Genomic DNA, 18,768 nt, shown 5'->3' with positions numbered 1-18,768 from the left:
ACCACCACAACAACAATGGATTTGGAGTCCCTACATACCAGATAAAGTGGAATACCTTTTTTACCAGTTAGCTTACTGGAGAAATGAGGTATGGACTAAGCATTTGGCAGGCCGTCCTGGAGGCATAGACGAAGACGTGAGGTTTTACAGTGTTTGGGATTTTATAGAATATACACCAAGGGCTTTTATTATTGGATTGTTCTCCCCTTTCCCAAGTTTTTGGTTTACGAAGGGTTCTACCACAGGTGGAACCATTGCCAGATACATAACTCCTTTTGAAGCTGTTTATCTTTATGTAGCTTGGATACTTTTACCTTTTGCTATTTGGAAGCACAGAGAAAAACCTTGGCTTTGGATTATACTTTTAATCTCCTTTAGTTTTATATGGTTTCACACGATAGCAGAACCTAACGTTGGTCCTATTGTAAGAAAAAGGTATGGATATGTTATGTTTCTTTCTGCTTTAAGTTATAGTGTATTTCTTGCAGAGGTTTTTAAAAGATGGAAAAGATCATAGTTTTTTCTTCCAACACATCCTTTAGCTTATACAACTTTAGACTTCCCTTGATGAAAACATTGAAGGAAAAAGGTTTTAAGGTTATGGCGGTGGCTCCAGAAGATGAGTATTCTGTTAAGTTGGCAAAAGAGGGCTTTGATTTTTATCCAATAAAAAACCTTGACAGGAAAGGGAAGGATCCAATAAGAGACTTAAAGCTTCTTTACGAGTATCTAAGCCTATACAAAAAACTAAAGCCAGACTTGGTAATAAACTTTACCATAAAGCCAAACATCTATAGCTCCATTGCAAGTGGTATTCTGGGCATTTCATCTATAAGTGTGGTTACTGGTTTGGGGTATGTGTTCACAAGTAAAACATGGCTTACAAACTTAGTAAAGTTATTATACAAGATAGCTTTTAGAGTCAATAAAATTGTAGTTTTCCAAAATAAGGATGACTTTGAAGAGCTAAAAGGTTTAACTGATAAAAAGGCACATCTAATAGAAAGCTCTGGCGTGGATACTGGTTACTTTTCTCCCTTTTTTTGCGAAAAAAATAAAAAAGAAAAATTTATCTTCCTTTTTGTTGGAAGGTTTCTAAAGGATAAGGGGCTTTTGGAATTTGTGAAAGCTTTTGAAAGATTAAAGGTTGAAAATCCAAAAGTTGAACTCTATTTAGTCGGTGATGTGGATGAGGGAAATCCTCAATCTATCAAAGGGGAGGAGTTAAAGCGCTGGTTAGATAAGGGTTTAGCTAATTGGGTAGGCTTTCAAAAGGATGTCAGGCACTTTTACTGCCTTGCAGATTGCGTAGTTTTGCCTTCTTATTATAGGGAAGGTGTGCCGAGAGTTTTACTTGAAGCTATGGCAATGGGAAAGCCCATAATCACCACGGATAGTGTTGGATGCAGAGAAGTGTGCGTTGATGGAGTAAACGGCTTTTTGGTTGAGCCAAAGAACTGGGAAAGCCTTTATGAAGCTATGAAAAGGATGGTTGAGCTTGAAGAAGATAAGAGAAAGTCTATGGGAATGAAAGGCAGGCAGATGGTTTTGGAAAGGTATGATGTAAAAATTATAGTGGAAAAATACCTCAAGCTGATTGAGTTGGTTGTTTGATATTTATAAAGTAATCCACTATCATGTTCCTTAATGCTTTTTCGGGTGGCACGAATGCTACTTTTTCTGCAAAATCAAGCCAGTAGAGTCTTTTTATCAAAAGCTCCAACTCTTTTTCTGTAAAGTTTTTTGCATACCTTTTAAAGTTGTTGATCATAAAGGGGTGTTTTACGCCCAGATCCTTCAGTAAAGTTTCTGGGTTCTTATCACTCTTTTTCAAAACAAACAGCTTTAAAGTATAGCTTACCAAGAGCCCTTGGATCTGCAGTGCTGGAACGCCTATTCTGTATAAAGCGGAGAGAAGTGAAAGGGTCTTTTCAAGGTTTTTTGTAAAGAAGGCTTCTAAAAAGTCAAACACATTGCCGTAGGTCTGAGCTAAACAAACTTTTTTAACATCTTCCAGAGTTATGTGCTTATCCGCATATAGAAGTAGCTTTTCTACCTCTCCTCTCAAAAAGGTAAGGTCGTAAGAGGTTATTTCTAAAAGATAGTCAATAGCTTGCTCGTCGATCCTTTTTCCTTCTCTTTCTACTTTTTTTCTTACCAGATCTTTTATCTTATTCCTGTCCAGTTTTTTTGCTTCTAAAAAATCGCCCAGTTCTAAAAGGGTTTTAAATGGTTCTTTCTGAAGACTATTTTTGTCAAGTTTTTCTTCTAAGAGTATAAAAACCGCTTTGGTCTTTATCTTGTTGGCAAGACTTCTGATAAGCTTTGGGTCCTTTAGCTTCTTTATAAACTGTTCTCCTTTTTTGATGAACAAAAATTCTTTTTGTCTTTTCTTCTCAAACAATTCACTCTCTCCAAGGGCGTTTATAAAGTCCTGAAGGTTTATCTCGTTTCCCCACAAAACCTTAACAGGTGTAACTGTGGAAAGCTTATTCATAAAGTCGGAAACTATGTATTCCTCCTCTACCTGCACCAGATTTATGGGTTTTATCTTTTCTAAGCTTAGGTTTTTTTGGTATTCCAAAAGATTCATGTGGGTTTCCAAATGCCTTTTTCTGTAATTATTGCAGTTATGTTCTCCGCAGGGGTGATATCAAAAGCAAGGTGAAGGGCAGGAGAAGCTTCTGGTGCAAACTGGCAGTTTTTGAACCTTTTTACCTCCTCTTCTGAGCGTTCTTCTATGAGTATCTCTTCTCCACTTTCTATGCTGTAGTCTATGGTAGAGCTTGGGGCTACTACGTAAAATGGTATGCGGTGAGCTTTTGCCAAAACTGAAAGGGTATATGTTCCTATCTTGTTTGCTACATCTCCCCCTTTGGTAATCCTGTCCGCACCCACTATCACACAATCCACCAGACCATTTTTCATTAAAAAGCCTGCGGTAGAGTCGGTAATTATCTTGTGGGGTATGCCTTCCTTTAGAAGTTCCCAGGCGGTCAGGCGGGAACCTTGAAGGTAGGGTCTTGTTTCGTCTACCCACACAAAGATGGACTTTCCTGAGTAATGGGCTTGTCTGATAACCCCCAAGGCGGTCCCAAAGCCTGCGGTAGCTAAGGCTCCTGTGTTGCAATGGGTCAAGATCCTTGCGTTCTTAGGTATAAGCTCATTGCCTATCTGTGCCATTCTCACGTTAGCCTGATAGTCCTCTTCTTCTATAGCCTTTGCGGTAGCCTCTAAGTCTTCTCCTCTTTTGTAAGCATCCATCATCCTATCTAAGGCATAAAATAGATTGTAAGCTGTAGGTCTGGTGTTTCTCAGAACTTCATAGACTACTTTCGGATCTTCTCCCTTTTTGACTCCGAGAACAAAGCCGTAAGCGGAAACACAACCTATGGCTGGAGCTCCCCTCACTACCATTTCTTTTATAGCCTGTGCGGTCTGGAGATGGTCCTCTAAGGCTATCCACTCCTCCAAATCAGGTAGTTTTCTCTGATCCAAAAGCCAAAGTTTTTGACCGTCCCACCTAAAAGCTTTTACTTGCATGGTTATTTATGGTGGAGGCGGAGGGAATCGAACCCTCGTCCGAGGACAGCCCAGCTCCTAGGGCTTCTACAGGCTTAGCCAGTGTTTGCCTTTAATGGCTGTTTGCCCACTGGCAAGCAAAACAGCCACGAGGCAGGTTAGCTTTCGGAAGGAGAGCCCTGCCAACCCTTCCTTCCTACACCCCTGTCTCTGAACCCAACCGGTTAGCCAGAGGCACACCAACCGGCGAGCCGCTGCCTTTCCTTAGGCAGCGAGAGCTAGTTCAGCTTTGGGAAGTGTTTTGCTTGGCTGTTAAGGTTGCCACCCTGCCTGCTTCCCTAAGCCTACTATCCCCGTCGAAACCGTTCGCCCCCTTACAACTTATAAATAATATAATCATAGCCAAATTTCTGACAATAGCCTATCTTTTTTTTCTATGCAGTTAAAGCTTAGAATAAGAAGACAGCAGGGAAACAAATCGTGGTACGAGAGCTTTTCTGTGCCCTACGAAGAAGGGATGACCTTTCTGTCTGCCCTGCAAAAGGTAAAGGAAACTCAAGATGAGACGCTTACCTTTAGACATTTTTGTAGGGCTGGCATATGTGGCACCTGTGCCATATACATAAACGGCTTTCCCAAGCTTGCATGTAAAGAGCAAGTTCTACCCTACCTCTTGGACGGGGAGGAGGTTCTGATTGAGCCTTTAAAAAACTTTAAGGTAATCAAAGATCTGGTGGTAGATCACGAAGTTATTCCAAAGAAGATGAAGGAGCTTTCCCTTTGGATTTCAGAAAACAAGAAGAATATAAACATAGACCCGGAGATCAGCAAAAGTATAGAAAGTTCCGCTGATTGCATCCTCTGTGGTGCATGCCACTCTTACTGTCCTCAAGTTTTGGAAGAAGATTACGCCGGCCCATTACTCTTTGCTAAGTTTTACAGATTTTCTTTGGACCCAAGAGAAAGTAAAAAACAACTTAGAAAGCTTCAAGCCCTTTCGGGAAGGCTTTATCATTGCCTTTCCTGCAATAAGTGCAACAACGTCTGTCCAAAGGAAGTAGAACCTGCAACGCTTATAAGAAGGCTAATGCTGATGGATGTGGATAGCACTTAGTATATTCTTAGCGTTTTCCCTTTGCTTCTCTTGGACGGAGGATAGACTTAAAAGTCTTATAGGGGATGCTGTAAGGGAAAGGTTTGGCGATAGCGTAAGAGTTGAAAGGATAAAGATTCTTGATTGGAAGGGTGGGCTGGAGGGAACTCCAAAGGTAGAACTGGATATGGAGTATGGAAGGGCAAGAGCTCTGGCTTATCTTGATTTTGGACAGAAAAGGTTGAGTGCCATATTAGAAGTTTATTGGAAGGCAAAGTTTCTTGTAGCAAAGCAGGATATACCAAAGGGAACAGTATTATCTGAGGAGCTTTTTGCGGAAGAGGAAAGGTGGCTAAGAAGTATTCCCAACGACTTTAGGTTGAACAAAGAAGAGTTGGAAAAGTATCAAACAAGCACTTACATACCAAGAGGCTCCATTCTTAGAAGGTCTATAATCAAGCCCTTGCCCGCAGTCAAAAGAGGTGATGTGGTAAAGCTCATACTCCGCAGTGGAAACTTGGAAATAACAACCTATGGCACAGCCTTAGACGGTGGGGAAGTGGGTAAGACGGTGAGGGTTAAAACCCAAGCTGGAAAGACCATGAGGGGGAAGATAGTAGATACTGGAACTGTGGAGCTCTTTGAATAAGGTTATAATTTTCTTTTTATGAAAGACATCAAAGAATACAATCACTTAGAAGTTGAAAGCAAACACTCCCAAAGGTGGCTATCTTCTGCCATATATCACTGTCCAAAGCCAAATCCAAAGGATAGATTTTCGGTTGTCATTCCACCACCTAATGTAACTGGATCCCTTCACATGGGGCATGCTCTTAACATTACCCTTCAGGACATAGTCTGTAGATGGCAGAGAATGCTTGGCAAAGATGTGGTTTGGGTTCCGGGGTTTGACCATGCGGGCATAGCTACGCAATACGTGGTGGATAAAAAGGTGCAGGAGGAAGGGAAAAACAGGCTTGAAATGGGAAGGGAGGAGTTTTTAAAGAGGGTGTGGGAATGGGTGCCTCAGTCAAGAAACAGCATAAGGGACCAACTTATAAAACTTGGCGCAAGCGTAGATTGGAAAAGAGAAAGATTTACCTTAGATGAAGGCTTTTCAAGGCTTGTTAGATATGCCTTTAAAAGGCTCTACGAGGAAGGTTTAATATACAGGGGGGAGTACATAGTAAATTGGTGTCCTAAGGACCTTACTGCCCTTTCGGACCTGGAGGTAGAGCACGAAGAGGAAGAGGGAAAGCTCTATTACATAAGGTATCCGTTGGAAGGAGAGGAAGGTTTAATAACCGTTGCAACCACAAGACCAGAAACTATGCTTGGAGACACTGCGGTAGCAGTCCATCCAGAAGACGAAAGGTATAAGTCTCTTATAGGTAAAAAAGTTAGACTTCCCTTCGTAAATAGAGTAATACCCATAATAGCGGACGAGAGGGTAAAGCCCGAATTTGGAACAGGAGCAGTAAAAATCACTCCAGCTCACGACCCGCTGGACTTTGAGATAGGCAAAACCCACGGACTTGAGGTGGTGCAGATAATGGATGAGTTTGCAAGGATCAACGAAAATGGGGGAGAGTTTGCAGGGCTTGACAGGTACGAGGCAAGAAAAAGGATAGTGCAAAGATTAGAAGAGCTTGGTCTTCTTGAAAAGGTGGAAAACCACAGACACAGCGTAGGAAAGTGCTACAGATGTAAAACTGTCCTTGAGCCTATGGTATCTGCCCAGTGGTTTGTCAAAGTTTCGGACCCAAGGATAAAGGAAAAGGCAGTGCAGGCAGTGCTTGGATACCTTCAGAAAAAGGAAAAAGAAACTAACCTTCAGATTTTATACACACAAGGGTTAGAGGTCACGCTAAAGGTAGTAAAAGACCAAAAAACAAAGCTCGTGGTTTTGATAGGAGAGGGTATAGAGTTCGTAGTGGGTAAAAAGGATGGGGAGCTATCTTATGTTTACGTTCCAGAAGGTAGGGAGGATCTGCTGCATGCTGCAAAGGAAACTGGAGAAAGTTTAAGGAAAGCCAACCTTATAGTTAAGGCAAATAACGGTGCAGTTCTTTTGAGGGAAGGCTCGGAGGAAAGGCTGGAAGGAAGCCTTCTTTTGATTGCGGACCAAGAGGGACTAAAGGTAGGGGAAAAAACCTTAGAAGAGGGGCAAGTGCTCTTTGAAGCGGTTCAAAAGTCTTTAAAGGTCAAGTGGGAAAAAGATAAAAAGGTTTGGGAAGAGGAAAGAAGGGTGCGTTTTGTGCCAGAAAATTGGAAGAAGATTTACCTGCAGTGGATGGAAAATCTGAGGGACTGGTGCATATCCCGTCAGATATGGTGGGGACATCGCATACCCGTTTGGTATTGCAAAGATTGCGGACACGTAAACGTTTTTACAGACGACGACTTTGACCGAGTTTATGACAAACTTGTTTTCAACCTCCTTGCGGACGGAAAGATAAAGGAAGAATTTACACCGGAGGAGGTAGAAGCGGTTTTAAAGTCTCCATCCTTTGTCCATCCAGAGCTAACCGTGCTTGAATTTTACAAAAAGTTTGTCTTTCACAAATACCACGCTACTGATGTTTCTGCCCATTCCCTTAGGCTCTTCTTCACTCAAGACCTTAATCCTACCGCACTGCTAACGAACAGAAGAAGCAGATATAGGTATAACCCTCAAACGAAGAAGTTTAGGTTCGTGCTTTACTGTAAAAAGTGTGGATCGGAAAATCTTGAGTGGGAAACTGATGTTCTTGATACTTGGTTTTCCTCTGCCCTTTGGCCCTTTGGAGTCTTTGGCTATCCCGAAAACACGGAGGACCTAAAAAGCCTTTATCCAACTAACCTTCTAGTGACGGGCTTTGACATAATCTTCTTTTGGGTCGCCAGAATGATCATGATGGGGATGTTTTTCATGGAGGATATTCCCTTTGAGGATGTTTATATACACGCTTTGGTTAGGGACGAAAGAGGGCAGAAGATGTCAAAAACAAAAGGAAACGTAATAGACCCACTTGATATTATAGAAAAATACGGTGCGGATGCTCTAAGATTTACCTTAGCCATTCTTACCCAGCAGGGAAGGGATGTAAGGCTTTCGGAGAAAAGGTTTGAAGGGTATAAACACTTTGCCAATAAGCTTTGGAACGCAGGAAGGTTTATACTTCTAAACCTGGATGAAGACCTCCTTTCTAAGATGCCCTACATGGCACCGCCAAGGTGGGAAGACCTTTGGATCCTCACACTTTTGAATGAAACCGTTCAAAAGGTGAATAAAGCTCTTGAGGAATACGAGTTTTCTTTAGCCTGTCAGAACCTTTATGAGTTTATCTGGTCAGAGTTTTGCGACTGGTACATAGAGATGAGCAAGCTTAGGCTCTATGCAAAGGCTCAAAGCGAAGAGGAAAAGGACAGGATAGAGAAGGAAAGCATAACTGCTCAAGCCTTTCTTTTGATGGTGTTTGACAGGATCCTAAAGCTTCTTCATCCCTTCATGCCCTTCATAACCGAAGAACTCTACCATCATCTTCCCACCTCAAACAAAGAAAGCCTTTCCCTTGAGAGCTATCCCACCTACAATCCTCAGGAAGTGTATCCGGAAGCAAAAGAGAAGGTAGAAAGGCTAAAGCAGATAATCACTTCCATAAGGTCTCTTAGGAGTGACCTGAGGATAGAGCCTTCTAAAAAGATAAAGCTTTTCTATAGAGCAAACCGATCTTTGGAGTTGGTAAAAGCCTTTGAAGACTACATAAAGGCTCTGGCAAAGGTGGAGGAGCTTGTGGAAGTTTCCGACAGACCCTCCGGCTGTATAGCAGGTTTTTCAAAGGACTTTGAATTCTTCATACCAGTAGAGGGGAACGTGAACGTTCAGGAGCTTTTGCAGTCTTACAGCAAAAAACTAGCAGAGGCGGAAAAGTCCTTAGATACTTTCCAAAGAAGACTGGAAAACCGCCAATTCTTAGAAAGGGCACCAGAAGAAGAGGTGGAAAAAGTAAGACAAGCGGTCCTAGAGTTGTCCCAAGAAAAGGAAAAGATAAAGTCCCTTATAGAGCTTTTGGAAGAGGTGATGTCAGGCTCCCAGATCTCTGATTAGCTTTTCAATTCTTTCCCTCAGCTCGTTCCTTACTTTTCTGAAAAAGGCAAGCTTTTCTTCTTCTGAACCTTCGGCCTTTGCAGGGTCCGGAAGGCTCCAGTGCTCCATCTTTGCACCGGGCACAAAAGGACAATTTTCCGCTGCATCGTCGCAGAGGGTTATAACCAAGTCAAGCTCTCCGTAAGGTATGTCCTGTAAGGACTTAGTGTGTTGAGAAGAAATATCTATACCTATCTCAGCCATAACTTTTATTGCTAAAGGATTTACAGAGGAAGCGGGATTGGAACCTGCAGAGTAAATTTCTAAAGCCTTGTTGTATAGCTTAGCAAAATGTTTGGCAAAGCCTTCCGCCATCTGACTTCTGGCAGAATTTCCTGTGCATACAAAGCCTATTTTCATCTTAGCCTATTATAATACCACAAGATAAACTGTGCATAGAGCGAGCAAGGTGGCAAGTAATATGGGCAAGGTAAGAACAAAACCCACCTTTAAGTAGTATCCCCAGGATATGCTTATTCCTTTGTTTTCCAGCACATGAAGCCAAAGGAGGGTTGCAAGGGAGCCAATGGGAGTGAGTTTAGGTCCTATGTTTGTTCCCACTAAGTTTGCCAGTGCCAAAAACTGTGTGATCTTGTCCGGTAGGTTTGCACTGTCTATGGAGAGGTTCATTAACATTACAGTAGGAAGGTTGTTCATCGTAGCAGAAAGGACAGTGGATAGAACTCCTGTAATAAGTATAGCTTGCACATCGCCAAGTTGGTAGAACTCTCTTATGAGGTGCACCAAAAGACGAGTAAAGCCCACGTTGTTTAAAGAATAGACTACCACATACATACCGATTGAGAAGAAAACAATGTTCCACGGAGTGAGACGGGCTGTCTCTTCTATGGAAACTATGCGGTTTTTTAGGCTTGAAAAGGCAAGTGCAAGGGCACATAGACCCAAGATTACAGAAAAGGGAACGTAAACCTTTAAAAGCTCAAAAAGCAAAAAGCTAAGACCCATAAGAAGGATAACGAACCACCCAATGCGGAACACAAAACCATCCCTTATGGCATACTTGGCGGGTAAAGACTCTAAAACTTCCCGCTCGTACTTTCTGAGTAGGTCCTTTCTGTAGAACAAAAACAGCACCATTATGCTTGAGGCAACAGATACTAAGTTTGGGAAAAACATCAAAAGCGCATAGCTCCAAAAGTCTATACCAAAGAAGTGGGCGGTTATTATGTTGGTCAGGTTTGAAATAACAAGGGGCAGGCTTGAAGTATCTGCCACAAAACCACTGCCCATTATGTAGGGAAGCATGTATTTTTTTGAAAGGTTAAGGTACTTGATCTTTGAGTAGATGATGGGAGTAAGCATCAGAGATGCTCCATCGTTGGCAAAGATGGCTGATATGAAAGCGCCCAATAGCATCAAAAATACAAAAAGAAGAACACCGTTTCCTTTGGCATAGCCAATTGCCTTTAGGGCCATCCACTCAAACATCCCAGCCTTATCAAGGACTATGGAGATGAATATCAGAAAGACAAAAGCTAAAGTAGCGTCCCAGACGATGGATGTTATGCGCAGAACATCTTCAAAAGATACAAGACCAAAAAGTATGCAAAGAGAAGCGCCAATCCACGCAGACCAACCTATGCCAAGCCCCTTGGGTTTGAAGATGACCAAAAGGAGAGTCAACAAAAAGACAGAGGCTGCAAGCACTTTTTCCATAAGCAGCTAAAAAACGCATAAATTATAACATCGTATGGTCAGGTTAAAGGAAGAGGTCTATAGGCTTGAAACTTCTCTAAAGCCTGCGGGAGACCAGCCAAAGGCTATTGAGGAGCTTCTTGAAGGGCTAAGGCAGGGCGTAAAAGAGCAGGTGCTTTTGGGAGCTACTGGCACAGGAAAGACCTTTACCATAGCAAACGTAATTGCCAAGTACGGAAAGCCCACCCTTATAATAGCCCACAACAAAATCCTTGCAGCCCAGCTTTACAGAGAGTTGAAAGAGCTCTTTCCAAACAACGCAGTGGAGTACTTTATATCTTACTACGATTACTACCAACCGGAGGCTTACATACCTGAAAAAGACCTTTACATAGAAAAGGACGCATCCATAAACGAAATCTTGGAAAGATACAGACACTCCGCCACCATATCGGTTTTGGAAAGAAGGGATGTGATAGTTGTAGCTTCTGTTTCGTGCATATACGGTCTTGGTTCTCCCAGCGCATACTATTCTTTGAGAATACCCTTAGAGGTTGGTAAAAGAATCAGTCAGACAAAGCTTGCAAGAATGCTTGTAGAGATTGGCTACGAAAGGAACGACTATTCTATAAAGAGGGCTACCTTTTCCATAAAAGGTGGAGCTTTGGAGATCATACCTTCGGACTTAGAAGACCAGATAGTGAGGGTGGAGTTTTGGGACGACGAAATAGAAAGCATAACCCTCATAGATGCCTTTAACAGACACAAGATAAAGGGCCTTCAAAAGGTTGTTCTCTTTCCAGCATCCCACTACATAGCCCCAAAGGACACCATAGAGTCAGCCCTTGAGCAGATTGAGAGGGACCTGCACGAAAGAGTAAAGTGGTTTAAATCTCAAGGAAAAGAAGTAGAAGCCCAAAGACTTTATCAAAGAACCATGCACGACATTGAAATGATAAGGGAGCTTGGGCATTGCAAGGGCATAGAAAACTACTCAAGATACTTTGAAGGGAGAGCGCCGGGAGAGCCTCCCTATACCCTACTTGACTACTTTCCGGAAGACTTTTTGATAATAATAGACGAGTCCCATGTGACGATTCCTCAAATAAGGGCAATGTATAACGGAGACAGATCAAGGAAGGAAAAGTTAGTAGAATACGGCTGGAGACTTCCCTCTGCCCTGGACAACAGACCTTTGAAGTTTGAAGAGTTTTTGGAACGGATAAACCAAGTTATATACGTCTCTGCCACTCCTGGAGAGTGGGAGCTGGAAAGGAGTGCGGGAGTGGTGGTGGAACAGATAGTAAGACCTACGGGACTTTTGGACCCAGAGGTGGAGGTGCGTCCCACAAAGGGACAGCTGGAGAACTTGGTAAAGGAGATCCAAGAAAGGAAAAGAAGAAAAGAAAGAGCTTTGGTGCTTACCACTACCAAAAGGCTTGCGGAAGAAATCTCTGAATACCTTCACGAGAGAGACATAAAGGCAAAGTACATGCACTCAGACTTGGACGCCATAGAAAGGGCAAAGATAGTCAAAGAATTAAGGGAAGGAAGCATTGACGTTGTGGTTGGTGTAAACCTTCTCAGGGAAGGGCTTGACCTTCCCGAAGTTTCTCTTGTAGCCATATTGGATGCGGACAAGGAAGGTTTTTTAAGAAGTTACGCTTCTTTGATTCAGATGATCGGAAGGGCTGCAAGGAACATAAACGGAAAGGCTATACTTTACGCAGACCGCATAACCCCATCCATGCAAAGGGCTATTGAAGAAACAAACAGAAGGAGAGAGATCCAGGAAAAATACAACAAGGAGCATGGTATAATTCCAAAAAGCATAATAAAGCCCGTCAAAGAGCTTTTAGCAATAGAAGAACTTGACTATGTAAAACTGCCCTTGAGACTTCCAAAGGATGTAAAAACTGAAGAGGACTTGGTGGAAAAGATAAACAAACTGGAAAAGGAAATGTGGGAGTGCGCCAAGAGGTGGGAGTTTGAAAAGGCAGCAAAGCTCAGAGACGAGATCAAAAAACTCAGAGAGCTTTTGAACTTAGTATGACAAAGGGAGTTATTCTTCTTGCAGGAGGAGAAGGCAAAAGGCTTGGGTTTAAAAAGCAATACCTGAAGCTAAAAGAAAAGCCCCTTTACATGCACTCTTTGGAGAAAGTGATAGATCTTTTTGATAAGGTAATTCTCGTCCTTCCAGAGGAGGATATGGAAAAAGTAAAGGTTCCTGGTAAAGTTAAAAAGGTCTGCGGTGGGAAAGAAAGGCAGGATTCGGTGTTTGAAGGGCTTTTGAGTGCAGAGACAGACATAGTGGTCATACACGACTGTGCTCGTCCCTTTGCAAGCAAAGAGCTGTTTTTGAAAGTTTCAGACCTTGGCCAGTTTGAAGGTAAAATATGCGCCATTCCTGTCAGAGATACTCTAAAGCAGGTTTCGGAAGGTATAGTGATCAAAACGGTGGATAGAACCAACCTTTGGCACTCCCAAACGCCCCAAGGATTTTTGAGAAAAGTCCTTTTAGAATGCCACCTTAGAGCAAGGGCAGAGGGCTTTCACTCTACCGACGATGCCATGCTGTTGGAAAGATACGGCTATAAGGTAGGTGTAGTAATGGGAGAGATAACAAACATAAAAATAACCTATCCAGAGGATCTGGCGCTGGCAAGATTTTTAGAAGCTTTACTTTGAGCGTTTGCTAAAAAACCACCAAATTATCCCTGTGAATAGCCTCCTCTTTGTTTGTTTTTAAAATTCTCTTAACCTCCTCTCCTTTCTTCCCCAAAACCTTTTTTAATTCTTCGGAAGAGAAGTTTGTTTTTCCCTTTCCTGCGAGCAAGCTATCCTGCGTGTAAAGAACTACCACCTGCCCCCTGTGAAAACTGCCCTCTACCTTTTTTATGCCTGCAGGAAGAAGGCTTTTTCCGTCCTTTAGTGCTCTGTATGCCCCCTCGTCTATGTATATCACCCCCTTTGGCTCTTCCATCATAGCCAGCACCCTTTTACTTTGCTTTATGGGCTTTGAAGGTTTAAAGAAGGTTCCCATAGTTTTTCCTTCTTTTATATTTTCCAATGAATCCTCCTTTCCAGTTATGACCACGGGAATACCTAAGCTAACTGCAATCTTCGTGGCGGTGAGTTTGCTCAGCATTCCACCTGTGCCATAGGTAGAATTAACACCCTTTACCCACTTGAAAGCAGAATCTACATCCTCCACAACTGGCACTACTCTATCCTCTTCGTCCCTCAACCCTCCAGCCGTGGATAGGATCACCAGCATGTCTGCCTGTAGCATAAAAGCGGTATGCACCGCCAAAAAGTCGTTGTCCCCAAAAAGTAGCTCTTCTACCGCTACGGTGTCGTTCTCGTTTATTATGGGTACCGCACCCATTTCAAGAAGCTTCTCTAAGGCATTCTTTGCGTTGTCAAACTTAGTTTTTTCTCTAAACACGTCAGAGGTCAAAAGCACCTGAGCAGGCACCAACTTATAGTTTGAAAAGACCATGTCGTAAAGATGCATAAGATAAGCTTGGCCTATGCCTGCAATTGCCTGTTTTTCCACCAAGCTTTTTGGCCTTTCTTGCAAGTTTAGCTTTTTTAGACCACAAAGGACCGCACCAGAGGACACCAACACCACTTGATCTCCCAAAGCTTTTAAAGTCTTTATTTCCCTGCCCAACTTAGCTATAAGGTTTAGGTCTATGTCCCCCTCCTGCGTTTGTATTAGGTTAGAGCCTACTTTAACCACCAGCCTCATTTTTTATAGTCTTTGTCATCCTTATCCAGTAGTTGAACCTGTCCTTTTCTACAAAGCCCTGTTTTTTGTAAAACTCTATAGCCCATGCATTTTCATCTCCTACCCAAAGCTCTACGGTATCTAAGCCTCTTTCTTTGAAGTATTGGATAGCTCTTTCCAAAAGCTTTTTTCCTATACCTAAACCTCTGTATTCTGGCAACACCACCAACTCGTGTATGGCACCCACCACCTTACCTTCCCTCTTACTAAACCAGTTTCCATCGCTTGCTATGAAACCTACCTTTTTACCGTCCAAAACAGCCACAAATATGCCCGCTATGTCCCTTCTGAACAGCCAGTTAAGATAAGCTAAAACATCCTCTGGATGGGTGTAAGCATACTCTTCTAAACCCTTGTAGCCTTCCAAATACATCTTAGCTAATTCTTCTATGTCTTCAGTGCCTGCCTTTTCTATGTTTATCATAACTTTTAGAAGACTCTTTTTATCTTAGTACCACTGGGAAGATCTATTTTAAACAGATTGCTTGAGGCAGTGAAGTTTGTATTAACATCTAAAAGCTCTATCTCTGTAGTAGTTCCGTCCTTTTCTTCAACTCTTATAACCCTTGGTATTCCATCTTGATCCATCCTTACCAAAACCCTATGGAAAAAATCATCTTTGGTTTTTGGCTTTAATACCAAAAAACGCTTTCCCTCCTTTTCTATTTCTCCCACAAGGTCAAACACCTCACTTAGTGGCCTAGAGACTAAAAGGAGTGATTCAATCACAGCCGATTGGTTTCTGTCTATGCTGTCTATTATGGCGCTTTTTTCCGAAGGGGAGTATAGGACTATTTCCCTACCATCGGATACTATGATGGTCTTTTCTGGCTGTTCGTACTCAAGTCTAAACTTTCCCCCTTTTTGAGCGTAGAAAAATCCCTTAGAAATGTCCTGCTTTGAATACCAAGGATACCTAACCCTTTGGATGAAGGAAGCTTTTAAAACTCTTATCTCCTGAAGTTTCTTTTCTAACATCTCAAAACTCTGAGCAAAGGCTAAAAGAGGAATGGTAAGCAAAAGCAAAAGCTTCATGGTTTAATATTTTAATGTGAAGATTCTCAAAGCTAAAGAAATGGTCCTCGCAGACAAAGAGACAATAGAGGGGCTGGGCATACCCTCTTTGGTGCTTATGGAAAACGCAGCCTTGAGCGTGGCAAGAGTTATAAGAGAAAGATACCCAAAAGGTTCTAAAGTTCTGGTTCTTGTAGGTAAGGGAAACAACGGGGGGGACGGCTTAGCTTGCGCCAGACACCTTCTCCTTTGGGGCTATAAAGTGGATGTTTTCCTTGTTTTTGGACAGGTAAAAGGGGATGCGGAGCTTCAACTAAGGATTCTAAAAAGCTTAGGTTTAGAGCCTTTAAAGGAGCTTCAGCCCTTGGAAGATTACCATCTTATAGTGGATGCTATTTTTGGAACGGGCTTTGAACCTCCCGTAGAAGGACCAGCAAGACCTGTAATAGAAGCTTTAGAGAGAACAAAAACGCCCGTGCTTTCTGTAGATATACCTTCTGGGCTTTCTGCAGACAGCGGAAGAGTTTATACTCCAAGCGTTAAGGCGAGCATTACCCTTACCTTTCAGTTTCCAAAGGTTTGCCATCTTCTGCATCCTGCTTCAAAAAGGTGTGGGGAGCTATACGTGGCTCACATTGGTATTCCAGAGACCTTTGTGGAGCATGTAAAAAGGGAAGTAATTTTAAGGGTTGAGCCACCAAAGAGGGAGGTGGATATTCACAAAGGCAAAGCTGGACACGTGCTTTTGGTAGGCTCAAGCGTAGGCAAAACTGGGGCGATTATAATGAGCGCAAAGGCAAGCACGAGGGCTGGAGCAGGCTTGGTTAGCGTAGGCGTTCCAGAGGGTCTAAACCAAATATTTGAGACTTCCCTTATGGAGGAGATGAGTATTCCCTTACCAGGGAAGGAGTTCCTATCTCCTAAGGCTTGTGACCTTATACTTGCAGATCAGGACAGGTTCAGCGCGCTGGGAATTGGTATGGGCATGGGAAGGTATAAAGAAGGGCAGGAGTTTATAGTGGAGCTCCTAAAAAACTGGAAAAAGCCCCTTCTTTTGGATGCGGACGGCATAAACAACCTTGCGGACAGTGGAAAGGTTGAAGTTCTAAAGCAAAGGGAAGCTCCTACCGTACTCACACCCCATGTGGGAGAGTTTGAAAGGCTATCCGGTATCAAAAAGGAGGACATAATCTACAACCTTATGGACACCGCTTTGGATTTTGCGGTAAATTACAACTGCTATGTGGTTTTAAAGTCTTCAAGAACTGCCATAGCCTGTCCAGAAGGGAAGGTCTTTCTTTCCACCAGGGGCACACCCGCCATGGCAAAGGGGGGTGTAGGAGACGTGCTTTCTGGCATTTTGGCAGCTCTTTTGGGAAGAGGTTTTGAGGTTAGCTATGCCCTAAGGCTTGGAGTTTTTCTCCACGGTTTGGCTGGGGAAATAGCTGAAAAGTACAGGCACAGAGAGAGCGTTAGAGCTCTTGACTTGGTGGAATACTTACCGGAAGCCTACAGAATGCTGGAAAATGGTTCCTATAGTCTTCCTTTTGTTTATATTCATTAGTTCCTGCGTTCAGATAGAGATAAGGGAAAAAAGACCCACTGCTCCAAGATACACGCCTAAACCTCAGGAAGCTCCAGAGCCAAAGGAGCCACCAAAGGATCTTCCAAAAGAGAAGCCTGTAGTGGCTCCAATGCCAGTAAAGGGCACACCCTTAAAATCTGGAAGGGGATATTTCATAAATACCTCTTGCAATGAGTTCTTTAGGGCCTTAGAAAATGGGAAGGTTCTTTATGCAGAAGATGATCTAAAGGGCTATGGTCTTGTGGTTATGGTAGAGCAGGAAAATGGGTACATATCTGTGTATACAAGAGCGGGTAGTCTTTTTGTGAAAAAAGGGGAAAGAGTTAAAAAGTCTCAGGTTTTGGGAAAGGTTGGAAAACATAAAGAGAACTGCGGCATAGGTTTTGAGCTAAGGCTTCAGGATGGATCGCCCATAAGCTTTGAGTTTTCAAGATAATTTTCCTTAACAAACTTTATTGCCTCTTCTTTGGTTTTTACCAAGCCTTCCCACTGAGCTCTTTCTAAGGCTTTTTTAATTTCTCCTACCTTTGGCCCTGGGCCTATGTTAAGAAGTTGCATAATTTCATCTCCAGACAGCAAAGGTTTGGTAGGTATGCTTGTAAGGATCTTGCTTCTATACTCTGTCAGCTCATGGATTGTTTTTAAAAGCCAGCTTATTTGCTCTGGGTCGTCTCCACTTCCAAGGGCATCTGCAATTGCATGCAAGAAAAGCCACGGGGCTACATCTTGACAGTCTTTCCAGAATTTAGCCTTTCCTCTATCTGTAAGCTCTCCTTTTCTTAGAGATTCTCTCAGGTAAAAGGGTCTTAGGTGGTGTTCTACGATTGAGCATACAAACTTGATAGCATCCTCTCCAAGCTTTAGTTTATTTCCTATATCCTTTGCTATTTGGGCACCAAGCTTGTCGTGGTTGTAAAAGGTCACCTTTCCTTCTCTTATCTCAAAGGTGTGGGGTTTGGCTATGTCATGAAGCAGGGCGGATATTTTCAAAAGCTCCAGGTCCGAAAACTCACCTAAAAATTCTTTCTTTCCTAAGCTTTGCAAGAGTTCTTTAGCCAAATACCTTTCTCTTTCTTCTACCACCTGGTCTACAAACTCCATAACCTTTAGCATATGTTCCTTGAGCGAATACTTGTGATGGTTTCCTTGATTTTCTATTTCTTTCCATCTTTCTATCTCTGGTATTATCTGCTGAAGCACGTTGTATTCATAGAGCATTCTTATTATCTTTCCACTGTTTTTGTTTCTAAAGACCTTCAAAAGCTCTAAGGTTACCCTTTCTATAGGCGCACGCTTTATTAGGTGAGCTTTCTTCTTTACAAACTCCAGGAAGTCTCCAGAAAGCTCTAAATCCTTTTCCACGCTCAGCCTAAAACCACGGAGGATCCTAACTGGGTCTTCTTCTAAGTTCTTTAAAGACACGGGCCTTAGAATGCCACTTTCTAAGTCTTCCATGCCGTGGGCTGGGTCGTAGATTATGGTTTGCTTTGCACCTATACTTAGCACGTCATCTATGCTTACAGCCATGGCGTTAGCGGTAAAATCCCGAGAAAGCAGGTCTTCTATCAAAGCTCTTTCTATGTCCTTTCCCTTTATTTGAGCAAAGTCAAAGCGGTATTTATACGGTGGGATTTTTAGTATTACAGTAGCTATGGTAGGTCTTCTGAGAAGTCCCTTCTTTTCAAATTCAAAATAAGAGCCTCCTACAAGCTTTGCAAAACGCTTGCCAACATCAAGAGGATCACAAGTCAAAAGTATATCCACGTCTATTTTGTAACCTACTGGTTCTCCAAGGATACGATCTCTGACCCAGCCACCGACTATAAAACAGTAGCAATCCTTTGGCAAGACCTTTGCAATATCATCAAGGTAAGATAGGTAAAAGTTTAGACCATGGGCGGTGTGCTTTGCTCCCTTCTGAAATAGAAGACTTTCCATAGAATTAGAAAATATATTTTTAGCCCCCGAAAGGGGGC

16 protein-coding genes, 1 other RNA gene and 1 pseudogene are annotated in these 18,768 nt (G+C 42.6%); 9 read left to right on the top strand and 9 right to left on the bottom strand.

Features of this window, described 5'->3' with window-relative positions; genetic code table 11:
- A pseudogene (locus tag V7P40_RS07100) lies at nucleotides 1-517 on the top strand (hypothetical protein); the annotation flags it as partial.
- Nucleotides 502-1,614, top strand: a complete 1,113-nt coding sequence (locus V7P40_RS07095) for a glycosyltransferase family 4 protein (RefSeq protein WP_333785278.1) — start codon at nucleotides 502-504, stop codon at nucleotides 1,612-1,614. The pseudogene V7P40_RS07100 and the gene V7P40_RS07095, both read left to right, overlap by 16 nt.
- Here the strand turns inward: V7P40_RS07095 and holA are convergent.
- From holA to ssrA, 3 genes are all read right to left on the bottom strand, one after another.
- Nucleotides 1,589-2,593, bottom strand: coding sequence for a DNA polymerase III subunit delta (gene holA / locus V7P40_RS07090; RefSeq protein ID WP_333785277.1), 1,005 nt, complete (start codon nucleotides 2,591-2,593; stop codon nucleotides 1,589-1,591). The two genes, V7P40_RS07095 and holA, sit on opposite strands and share 26 nt — an antisense overlap.
- Nucleotides 2,590-3,543 (bottom strand): S-methyl-5-thioribose-1-phosphate isomerase, encoded by a 954-nt coding sequence (gene mtnA, locus V7P40_RS07085; RefSeq protein ID WP_333785276.1) that lies wholly within the window; start codon nucleotides 3,541-3,543, stop codon nucleotides 2,590-2,592. Before mtnA ends, holA begins: the two co-directional genes overlap by 4 nt.
- Before the next feature lie 9 nt (nucleotides 3,544-3,552).
- Nucleotides 3,553-3,896, bottom strand: a transfer-messenger RNA (tmRNA) gene (gene ssrA, locus V7P40_RS07080).
- Between the two features lie 62 nt (nucleotides 3,897-3,958).
- Between ssrA and V7P40_RS07075 the strand changes: the two genes are divergently transcribed.
- The 3 genes from V7P40_RS07075 to V7P40_RS07065 are packed head-to-tail and all read left to right on the top strand — an operon-like array spanning nucleotide 3,959 to nucleotide 8,705.
- Complete coding sequence (locus tag V7P40_RS07075) at nucleotides 3,959-4,636, top strand: succinate dehydrogenase/fumarate reductase iron-sulfur subunit (protein WP_333785275.1); 678 nt, start codon at nucleotides 3,959-3,961, stop codon at nucleotides 4,634-4,636.
- Nucleotides 4,620-5,264, top strand: coding sequence for a flagellar basal body P-ring formation chaperone FlgA (gene flgA / locus V7P40_RS07070; RefSeq protein WP_333785274.1), 645 nt, complete (start codon nucleotides 4,620-4,622; stop codon nucleotides 5,262-5,264). The genes V7P40_RS07075 and flgA overlap by 17 nt, the downstream gene beginning before the upstream one ends.
- A gap of 18 nt (nucleotides 5,265-5,282) precedes the next feature.
- Nucleotides 5,283-8,705, top strand: coding sequence for a valine--tRNA ligase (locus tag V7P40_RS07065; RefSeq protein WP_333785273.1), 3,423 nt, complete (start codon nucleotides 5,283-5,285; stop codon nucleotides 8,703-8,705).
- Here V7P40_RS07065 and V7P40_RS07060 read toward each other — a convergent pair.
- Together V7P40_RS07060 and V7P40_RS07055 are read right to left on the bottom strand one after the other, a co-directional pair.
- Complete coding sequence (locus V7P40_RS07060) at nucleotides 8,682-9,104, bottom strand: arsenate reductase ArsC (protein WP_333785272.1); 423 nt, start codon at nucleotides 9,102-9,104, stop codon at nucleotides 8,682-8,684. The two genes, V7P40_RS07065 and V7P40_RS07060, sit on opposite strands and share 24 nt — an antisense overlap.
- A gap of 9 nt (nucleotides 9,105-9,113) precedes the next feature.
- Entirely contained in the window at nucleotides 9,114-10,421 is a 1,308-nt protein-coding gene (locus tag V7P40_RS07055; RefSeq protein WP_333785271.1) for an arsenic transporter, read from the bottom strand.
- Between the two features lie 34 nt (nucleotides 10,422-10,455).
- Here V7P40_RS07055 and uvrB point away from each other — a divergent pair, with 34 nt between their 5' ends.
- Nucleotides 10,456-12,453, top strand: coding sequence for an excinuclease ABC subunit UvrB (uvrB, locus tag V7P40_RS07050; protein WP_333785270.1), 1,998 nt, complete (start codon nucleotides 10,456-10,458; stop codon nucleotides 12,451-12,453).
- A complete protein-coding gene (ispD, locus tag V7P40_RS07045) occupies nucleotides 12,450-13,088 on the top strand; it encodes a 2-C-methyl-D-erythritol 4-phosphate cytidylyltransferase (RefSeq protein WP_333785269.1) in 639 nt (212 codons plus the stop codon). Before uvrB ends, ispD begins: the two co-directional genes overlap by 4 nt.
- A 7-nt stretch (nucleotides 13,089-13,095) precedes the next feature.
- On the opposite strand, the gene proB is transcribed toward ispD, so the two are convergent.
- From proB to lolA, 3 genes are read right to left on the bottom strand one after another with little or no spacing between them, the layout of a single operon-like run.
- Nucleotides 13,096-14,154: a glutamate 5-kinase gene (gene proB, locus V7P40_RS07040; protein ID WP_333785268.1), complete on the bottom strand. Its 1,059-nt coding sequence runs from the start codon at nucleotides 14,152-14,154 to the stop codon at nucleotides 13,096-13,098.
- The gene (locus tag V7P40_RS07035) at nucleotides 14,138-14,617 is read right to left on the bottom strand and encodes a GNAT family N-acetyltransferase (protein ID WP_333785267.1); all 480 of its coding nucleotides are present in this window, start codon (nucleotides 14,615-14,617) and stop codon (nucleotides 14,138-14,140) included. The genes proB and V7P40_RS07035 overlap by 17 nt, the downstream gene beginning before the upstream one ends.
- A gap of 5 nt (nucleotides 14,618-14,622) precedes the next feature.
- Nucleotides 14,623-15,228, bottom strand: a complete 606-nt coding sequence (gene lolA, locus V7P40_RS07030; RefSeq protein ID WP_333785266.1) for an outer membrane lipoprotein chaperone LolA — start codon at nucleotides 15,226-15,228, stop codon at nucleotides 14,623-14,625.
- A 16-nt stretch (nucleotides 15,229-15,244) separates the two neighbouring features.
- Between lolA and V7P40_RS07025 the strand changes: the two genes are divergently transcribed.
- Both V7P40_RS07025 and V7P40_RS07020 read left to right on the top strand, forming a co-directional pair.
- The gene (locus V7P40_RS07025) at nucleotides 15,245-16,771 is read left to right on the top strand and encodes an NAD(P)H-hydrate dehydratase (RefSeq protein ID WP_333785265.1); all 1,527 of its coding nucleotides are present in this window, start codon (nucleotides 15,245-15,247) and stop codon (nucleotides 16,769-16,771) included.
- Nucleotides 16,734-17,228, top strand: coding sequence for a peptidoglycan DD-metalloendopeptidase family protein (locus V7P40_RS07020; RefSeq protein ID WP_333785264.1), 495 nt, complete (start codon nucleotides 16,734-16,736; stop codon nucleotides 17,226-17,228). Before V7P40_RS07025 ends, V7P40_RS07020 begins: the two co-directional genes overlap by 38 nt.
- On the opposite strand, the gene V7P40_RS07015 is transcribed toward V7P40_RS07020, so the two are convergent.
- The gene (locus tag V7P40_RS07015) at nucleotides 17,189-18,730 is read right to left on the bottom strand and encodes an HD domain-containing protein (protein ID WP_333785263.1); all 1,542 of its coding nucleotides are present in this window, start codon (nucleotides 18,728-18,730) and stop codon (nucleotides 17,189-17,191) included. The genes V7P40_RS07020 and V7P40_RS07015 overlap by 40 nt on opposite strands.
- Nucleotides 18,731-18,768: the final 38 nt, after the last annotated feature.

This window comes from Thermocrinis sp., from assembly GCF_036781485.1.
Taxonomy (GTDB): domain Bacteria; phylum Aquificota; class Aquificia; order Aquificales; family Aquificaceae; genus Thermocrinis.
The sequence above is the reverse complement of the archived record's forward strand: the minus strand, read 5'-3'. Positions and strand labels throughout refer to the sequence as shown.

What these genes read in the sequence shown, in the direction of transcription:
- V7P40_RS07095 (WP_333785278.1), top strand. Translation starts at nt 502, where the DNA reads ATGGAAAAGATCATAGTTTTTTCTTCCAACACATCCTTTAGCTTATAC.
- V7P40_RS07015 (WP_333785263.1), bottom strand. Translation starts at nt 18,730, where the DNA reads ATGGAAAGTCTTCTATTTCAGAAGGGAGCAAAGCACACCGCCCATGGT.
- V7P40_RS07075 (WP_333785275.1), top strand. Translation starts at nt 3,959, where the DNA reads ATGCAGTTAAAGCTTAGAATAAGAAGACAGCAGGGAAACAAATCGTGG.
- holA (WP_333785277.1), bottom strand. Translation starts at nt 2,593, where the DNA reads ATGAATCTTTTGGAATACCAAAAAAACCTAAGCTTAGAAAAGATAAAA.
- V7P40_RS07020 (WP_333785264.1), top strand. Translation starts at nt 16,734, where the DNA reads ATGGTTCCTATAGTCTTCCTTTTGTTTATATTCATTAGTTCCTGCGTT.
- V7P40_RS07055 (WP_333785271.1), bottom strand. Translation starts at nt 10,421, where the DNA reads ATGGAAAAAGTGCTTGCAGCCTCTGTCTTTTTGTTGACTCTCCTTTTG.
- lolA (WP_333785266.1), bottom strand. Translation starts at nt 15,228, where the DNA reads ATGAAGCTTTTGCTTTTGCTTACCATTCCTCTTTTAGCCTTTGCTCAG.
- V7P40_RS07065 (WP_333785273.1), top strand. Translation starts at nt 5,283, where the DNA reads ATGAAAGACATCAAAGAATACAATCACTTAGAAGTTGAAAGCAAACAC.
- V7P40_RS07035 (WP_333785267.1), bottom strand. Translation starts at nt 14,617, where the DNA reads ATGATAAACATAGAAAAGGCAGGCACTGAAGACATAGAAGAATTAGCT.
- mtnA (WP_333785276.1), bottom strand. Translation starts at nt 3,543, where the DNA reads ATGCAAGTAAAAGCTTTTAGGTGGGACGGTCAAAAACTTTGGCTTTTG.
- ispD (WP_333785269.1), top strand. Translation starts at nt 12,450, where the DNA reads ATGACAAAGGGAGTTATTCTTCTTGCAGGAGGAGAAGGCAAAAGGCTT.
- uvrB (WP_333785270.1), top strand. Translation starts at nt 10,456, where the DNA reads ATGGTCAGGTTAAAGGAAGAGGTCTATAGGCTTGAAACTTCTCTAAAG.
- V7P40_RS07060 (WP_333785272.1), bottom strand. Translation starts at nt 9,104, where the DNA reads ATGAAAATAGGCTTTGTATGCACAGGAAATTCTGCCAGAAGTCAGATG.
- flgA (WP_333785274.1), top strand. Translation starts at nt 4,620, where the DNA reads ATGTGGATAGCACTTAGTATATTCTTAGCGTTTTCCCTTTGCTTCTCT.
- proB (WP_333785268.1), bottom strand. Translation starts at nt 14,154, where the DNA reads ATGAGGCTGGTGGTTAAAGTAGGCTCTAACCTAATACAAACGCAGGAG.